The organism is Bacillus sp. ISL-75, from assembly GCF_018613095.1.
On the sequence record NZ_JAGGQX010000105.1, the window covers coordinates 1 to 6,116 of the forward strand.

Here is a 6,116-nt window from a genome sequence, read left to right on the forward strand (position 1 = left end):
AACCGTATACATCACCAAAAGGATGATGAATTAAATACAAATCCAAATAATCCACTTGTAATTTTTCTATTGATTTTGCAAATGCTTTTTTTGTATTCTCATAACCGGCATCCTGAATCCATACTTTCGTAGTAATGAATATTTCCTCTCTTGGCACATCACTCCGTTTGATTGCTCTGCCAACCGATTCTTCATTTAGATATGCAGCAGCCGTATCAATCAGACGATAGCCTGCCATAAGGGCATCATAAACAGCCTGTTCACATTCATTTGCATCTTCAATCCGATAAACACCAAAACCGAGAATAGGCATCTCCACACCATTGTTCAAAATTACTTTTTGCATATAAAATCCTCCTATATTCTTAAGCCTTAGAGTAACGAACCCATAGTTCAAGTTCATTTTTACACAATGTCTATTATCATTTTTTTAAAGTTACTGATCATATCTTAACTAGCAAGTTGTTTTGTTTTAGGATTGAACATGTAGCGACTCAGAACAATAGACGCTAAGCCCAATAGCAAGAATAATAATCCTCCTAATACGATATATTGCGTGCACATTCCTGATATTTAATCATCCACCTACTGCTGTACCAATTGTTACCCCTAAGAAATTCTTTGTTCATCTTCTTTGTTTCCTATTATCTGAGTTCAGCAAGCACGAATACTCGCTGAACTACTTTTCAATTTTTACTGTTCATCACCAACAATTGTCATTCTTTGACGAACATAAGAACCATTTTCCAAAATATCAATTAGCGCACTAGCAAAATCAGCATAGCTAATATAATTTTATTTGTGTTGCTTCTTCTAATTTGGCTAGCAGTTGATTTTGCAAGTCAATATTTTCTACTCTTTCATCATAACGAGAAAGCTTCTTATGGTAGTAATAATTCCCTGAGCTCAAGGCATTTTTATCCTCACCACTAGCTAGCCAAACCTGTGAGGAATAGCCACCTTCAAGAGAATCATTTGCGCCTGCACCACCCATACGAGTTGGCACCCAGCCAGGATCAACTGCATTGACAAGGACATCTGTCCATAAACGACTGACCGCTTTCATCAGTAATAACAAGGCTAATTTGGAACTTGAATAATCTGTTTCTTGTTCTAATTGATCAATGTTCAATCTAGAGCCGCGATGCATGCCAGATGAGACATAAATAATCCGTTTAGGTTTCTCAATAAGGCTAGTTAAAAGATAAGGCGCTTCAATATTCACTGTGTAGGTTAAACGAGCATCTGTCGTGTAAACTCCTGCATTATGAATAATGACATCAAATCGACCGAATTGATTGACTTGTTTAGCCACTGAGAGAATTTCTTCTTTCTTTCCCAGGTCTCCAATGACCACCTGAGTAGCACCAGGATTTTCTTTTAAAGCCTCTTTTGCACGAGCTTCATTGCGTGCATGTAAAACTACTTCATTTCCTTGAGCAATTAGCTCTTTAGCTGCCAATGCACCAAGACCTGTTGACGATCCTGAAATGAAAATTTTTGCCATTTTCATTCACCTCCAAATTTATTTACCTGTTTTTAACAAATCCAGCAAATTATCAATGAAGCCACCACCTCCCTTTAGGACTCTACTTTTCATACAATCCATTAATCAAGTCGCGTCGGACAGGCGGGTACGTAAAGCGGACCAGATGATGAGTCCAACGAGGGTAATGACCAGGGCAGCGACCATAATCGCGGTCCAACCGCCGAATGCCCAAAGTGGACCAGCAATGACCGAACCTATCGCACCTCCAAGAAAGTTACTCACTACGAAAGCCGTGTTCAGACGGCTTCGTGCAGAACCAGGAAGAGCGAGGAGACGGGTCTGTCCCAAAACAAGGTTGGTCTGCGTAGCGATATCTAAGACAATAACAACGATAATCAGTCCAATGATTGAACTTTTCAAAACCCAAGCCGCAATCAGTGACAATGCGAGTAACGCTAAGGCGCCTCCTGCAGCAGGAACGGACCAGCCACGGTCGTGCAAGACACCTGCACGCCTTGCAGCAAGAGCACCAGCTAAGCCAGCAAGTCCCAAGAGCCCTATCTGACCTGCCGAGTAAGAGAATGGCTCCGCTGTTAGCAGATAAGTTAATGATGTCCAAAACAGTGAGAACACGGTGAAGTTCGCTGCGGAAATGACCAACGTCGGGGTCACTGCACGATGACGTGCCACGGTGGTGAACACTGATCCTAAAAGACGTGGGTAGGAAATATGTTCGCGTGGTTCGCGTGGCGGAATGATTTTGTACAGTATGACAGCAAGAATAATTGCGACACCTGCTGCAATTTCAAATATCGCCCTCCACCCGAGAAGATCGGCTACTAAGCCGCTAATAGTGCGTGAAAGTAGAATACCGATTAGAGCTCCCGAAGCGACCGTGCTGACTACTCGTCCACGTCGCTCAGGCTCAGCCAGTTCACTGGCTAATGGAGTCAGAAGCTGTGCAGAGACAGTGGTCAATCCTAAGCCGCCGAGCGCTGCTAGTAGGACGGAGAAAGTCGGTGCTATGGCGGAGACCATAAGCATCACTGCTGATAGACTCAGAATCAGTGGAATTAGCCGACGTAAATTAAGAACATCACCTAGTGGCACTAGGAGGAATATCCCAAGCGCGTATCCAAACTGGGTGACGGTTACCAGCATCGCAGCGGTCGATGATGAGACGCCGAGAGACGAGGCGATAATCTGGAACAGCGGTTGAGACAAATAAAGATTCCCGACTGCCAGCCCTGCGGCAATCGCGAAGATGATTGTTTTCGCCGGGGTCATCCGGCGATCGGAGTTGGTGGATATTTTTGACATGATGAAACCTCCTAATAATCTAACGGCTGTGACAGCCTCGTTAATATACTGTCGCAACTGTTTATTTCACTTTTTTTAATACTTCTTTAAGTTGCTTTTCTTATAAATTGCTTTACATGGCATGACTTATCATAAGAATTTATAATTTGAGTATTAAACAATTGTAACTATACAACCTTCGTGTTACACGAAGTCAATAATTTAAAATTCACTTTTTTGTTCTGCATTTGGGGTTTACAATCTTGAGAACTTAAAGTATTATCACTTTAACACCTTCGTGTTACACGAGGTCAATAGTTTTAATCACTTTTATTACCCTCCTTTGTAATTCTGTAGTAATTCTCTATTTAAATTCTTTTGTGAGCTCCCTTAACCTACATGATTTATTATGAGATTAATTCAGAACCTTTAACATTTGTTACTATACACCCTTCGTGTTACACGAAGTCAAGAATACGAAATCCATTTTTTTGAACAGCATATGGGGTTTACAATCGTAAGAAATTAAAGTATTATCACTTTACAATATTCGTGTTACACGAAGCCAATTATATAATATTAAATATGTCATTGAAATATAAGGAGGGCTAACATGTACACTGTAAAAGAAGTTGCCAAATTACTTGATTTAACTCAACACACTGTTCGCTTTTATACTGATAAGGGATTAGTTCCAAGTTTACAACGTGATAAAAATAATAATCGAATCTTTAATGACGACTCTATACAATGGCTTTCAGGTGCAAAAAAATTAAAAAAATGTGGTATGTCAGTAGAAGATATCAAAAAATATGTAGACCTGTGTTTGGAAGGCGGTACTACTATTCAGGACCGATATGAAATAATAGTAAAGCAAAAAGAATTAGTTCTAGCTCAATTAGAAGAAATAAAATCAATGGCAGAATATATTACTAATAAAGAGAAACACTACCGTGACATTATAAATGGTATAATCCCAGATGACACAAATCCTTCCAATTGGCAAAAAAATAAAATTGTTAATTCGACCTGCCCTTTGTTGTTAAATGATAAAAAGCCGATTACTCATTAATTATTGATACCGCACGTCGATGTTCCTTATTAGGGCATCGACTTGTTAACTTTGTGAAGATGTACACTTAAACTATTCTGCTGCTTTAATTCAACAAGAAAAAATGACCGCCGCAGCGATCATCTCCTTAACTAAAGCACCCAGTTTGTTTAAGTACAAAGCTTCTCAAGCTTAGAATTCAATCTCCATTTTGATTGTATTAATGTCTTAAATACCAAATAAGCAGCCCCAAAAAAAGCGGGGCTGAAAAACAGTAACTTTTCTTTTCTTTTCAATTTTAATCTTCGATCTTAAACCATGGACCTGAAGCTTGAATTATCCCCCAAAGTTTTTCTGGAAGCTCAAGTTCGCTCACTTGTGAAGTCTTAATTGCTGTCTTAATTTCAGTTTCTTTTCCATTCTGAACCTTTTCTACCCAGTCTGGATTCATGATTAACGTATGACCAACTGCTGTTAGGGATATACCCTTATCTAATGCAGATGCAACATCATCAGCAGTTACCATAGATCCTGCAGCCATTACAGGAACTCTGCCGTTTACATGTTCAACAATTAATTCAAGCCGTGTTTTTCCATCTTCAATACCTCTTGGTTTTGAAGATACATCATCAAGCGATACATGGATGTAATCCAAATCCTGTTCAACCAGACGGTCAATTAATTCATAGGCATCTTCCATCCCATAACCGCCTTGTTCTTCAGGTGATATTCTGTATCCGAAAATAAACGGCTTTGTTGCATGATTCTTAATCACATTTTTCATTTCCTGAATGACTGCCAATGGTAAACGCAAACGATTTTCTAGAGAGCCACCCCATTCATCCTCACGTCTATTGAAGAAAGGAGAGAAGAAGTTTTGAAGTAGAAATCCGTGTGCACCATGAACTTCAACACCATCAAAACCAGCTTCAATAGCTCGTCTGGTTGTTTCTCCAAACGCACGAATTACTTCCAGTATTTCATCATTTGAAAGTTCTCTAGGTAATACTGAAGGAGCAAATGCTGTAGCTTCAGTCTCTACAGCACTGGAACTGACCACCTCACCATTTGGAGTTAAAGATGGCAGTGCTTTGTTGCCTGCATGGAAAATTTGAAGTAACGCAGGAGCTCCTCCACTTTTCGCCGCATCCGCCAATTTCCGTAGACTTGGAATAAATTGATCGTCATAAGCTGCAAATTCATGCGTAAAACCTATACCGTTTGGTTGAACATGAGTACATCCTGTGATAACAAGTCCTACTCCATTGACTCTTTTTTTATAATATTCTACTTCTTCATCTGAAACGGTGTAATCATCATTACTGCTCCAAGTTGTCATTGGTGCCATAACGACTCTATTTTTTATGGTGATACCATTTTTAAATGTAAATGGTGCAAATAAGTTGCTATATTTTGAGTTCATTTTTTAACCTCTTTCTTGTTCTATTAGTTTTGCACTATTTTGTAAAGGTGTATAAAATGGTGCAAAAATAGGTTAATCCTTAGAGAGTACTCTAAGGCAAGTGTTTTTATTTTTATTTTTTCGATAAAAAGACGTTTTCGAAAGCTGTCTGTACGAGGTTTATCAAAAAGACGCAAATGAAAAAAACAACTGGCTGCTTAATTTTTAGAGAAACAGTCTCCTAATTCATTTTCATAAAAATTAATTTTATTATCCAGATGCTCTAAACTTTGACGAAGCTTCTCAAATTCCTCCACTACTTTTTTTCGATGATTTTTAAGTAAAGCTAACCGTTCTTCCATTGTTTCATCTCCAATATGCCCCCACATCGCAAATTGCTTCATGTCTTTTAGAGACATCCCCGTATTTTTTAGGTGGAGCAAAGATTCAATCCATAATTTATTTTCATCCGAGTAGATTCTGACATTGTTATCGTCTCTGTTTACTTTTATTAACCCTTCCTTTTCATAAAACCTCAATGTATGTTCACTTAACCCAACGATTTTAGAAAATTCTCCAATAGAATATGTCAATAAAACCCCTCCATTAATTCTGATTTGTCTATTTCTTCTTTCTATATTAATGTGACACAAAGTAAGAGTAATACTTAGAGTTCACTCTAAGTCAAAAATTTATAATTCTTCTGCCCGTTATGAGGTGCTTTCCCAAAGTTATAAACTAAAATGACAGTTGTTTTACTTTGATATAGGCATACAAAAAATCAAAACTCGCCACAGGTATATTGGCGAGTTTTCTATACTATATTTTCCGATTCCTTATTCAAGTAACCTGCCCCGTTAGCCATCCATGAAGCG

6 protein-coding genes are annotated in these 6,116 nt (G+C 38.5%); 1 reads left to right on the top strand and 5 read right to left on the bottom strand.

The window, feature by feature from the left end:
- The 3 genes from J7E63_RS29410 to J7E63_RS29420 form a co-directional block, all read right to left on the bottom strand.
- Nucleotides 1-346, bottom strand: a 346-nt coding sequence (locus J7E63_RS29410; RefSeq protein ID WP_215018923.1) for an aldo/keto reductase, incomplete at its 3' end; no start/stop codon positions are given.
- A 438-nt stretch (nucleotides 347-784) separates the two neighbouring features.
- Nucleotides 785-1,507 (bottom strand): SDR family NAD(P)-dependent oxidoreductase, encoded by a 723-nt coding sequence (locus J7E63_RS29415; protein ID WP_215018925.1) that lies wholly within the window; start codon nucleotides 1,505-1,507, stop codon nucleotides 785-787.
- Nucleotides 1,508-1,612: 105 nt separating this feature from the next.
- Nucleotides 1,613-2,809: an MFS transporter gene (locus J7E63_RS29420; protein WP_215018927.1), complete on the bottom strand. Its 1,197-nt coding sequence runs from the start codon at nucleotides 2,807-2,809 to the stop codon at nucleotides 1,613-1,615.
- A 592-nt stretch (nucleotides 2,810-3,401) separates the two neighbouring features.
- Here J7E63_RS29420 and J7E63_RS29425 point away from each other — a divergent pair.
- A complete protein-coding gene (locus tag J7E63_RS29425; protein WP_215002367.1) occupies nucleotides 3,402-3,860 on the top strand; it encodes a MerR family transcriptional regulator in 459 nt (152 codons plus the stop codon).
- A gap of 277 nt (nucleotides 3,861-4,137) precedes the next feature.
- On the opposite strand, the gene J7E63_RS29430 is transcribed toward J7E63_RS29425, so the two are convergent.
- Nucleotides 4,138-5,262 (bottom strand): NADH-dependent flavin oxidoreductase, encoded by a 1,125-nt coding sequence (locus J7E63_RS29430; RefSeq protein ID WP_215018929.1) that lies wholly within the window; start codon nucleotides 5,260-5,262, stop codon nucleotides 4,138-4,140.
- Nucleotides 5,263-5,459: 197 nt separating this feature from the next.
- Complete coding sequence (locus J7E63_RS29435) at nucleotides 5,460-5,834, bottom strand: MerR family transcriptional regulator (RefSeq protein ID WP_215018931.1); 375 nt, start codon at nucleotides 5,832-5,834, stop codon at nucleotides 5,460-5,462.
- Nucleotides 5,835-6,116 lie beyond the last annotated feature (282 nt).

Bases quoted from the DNA above. Each gene is read 5' to 3' on its own strand.
- J7E63_RS29425 (WP_215002367.1), top strand. From the start codon at position 3,402: ATGTACACTGTAAAAGAAGTTGCCAAATTACTTGATTTAACTCAACAC.
- J7E63_RS29420 (WP_215018927.1), bottom strand. From the start codon at position 2,809: ATGTCAAAAATATCCACCAACTCCGATCGCCGGATGACCCCGGCGAAA.
- J7E63_RS29430 (WP_215018929.1), bottom strand. From the start codon at position 5,262: ATGAACTCAAAATATAGCAACTTATTTGCACCATTTACATTTAAAAAT.
- J7E63_RS29415 (WP_215018925.1), bottom strand. From the start codon at position 1,507: ATGGCAAAAATTTTCATTTCAGGATCGTCAACAGGTCTTGGTGCATTG.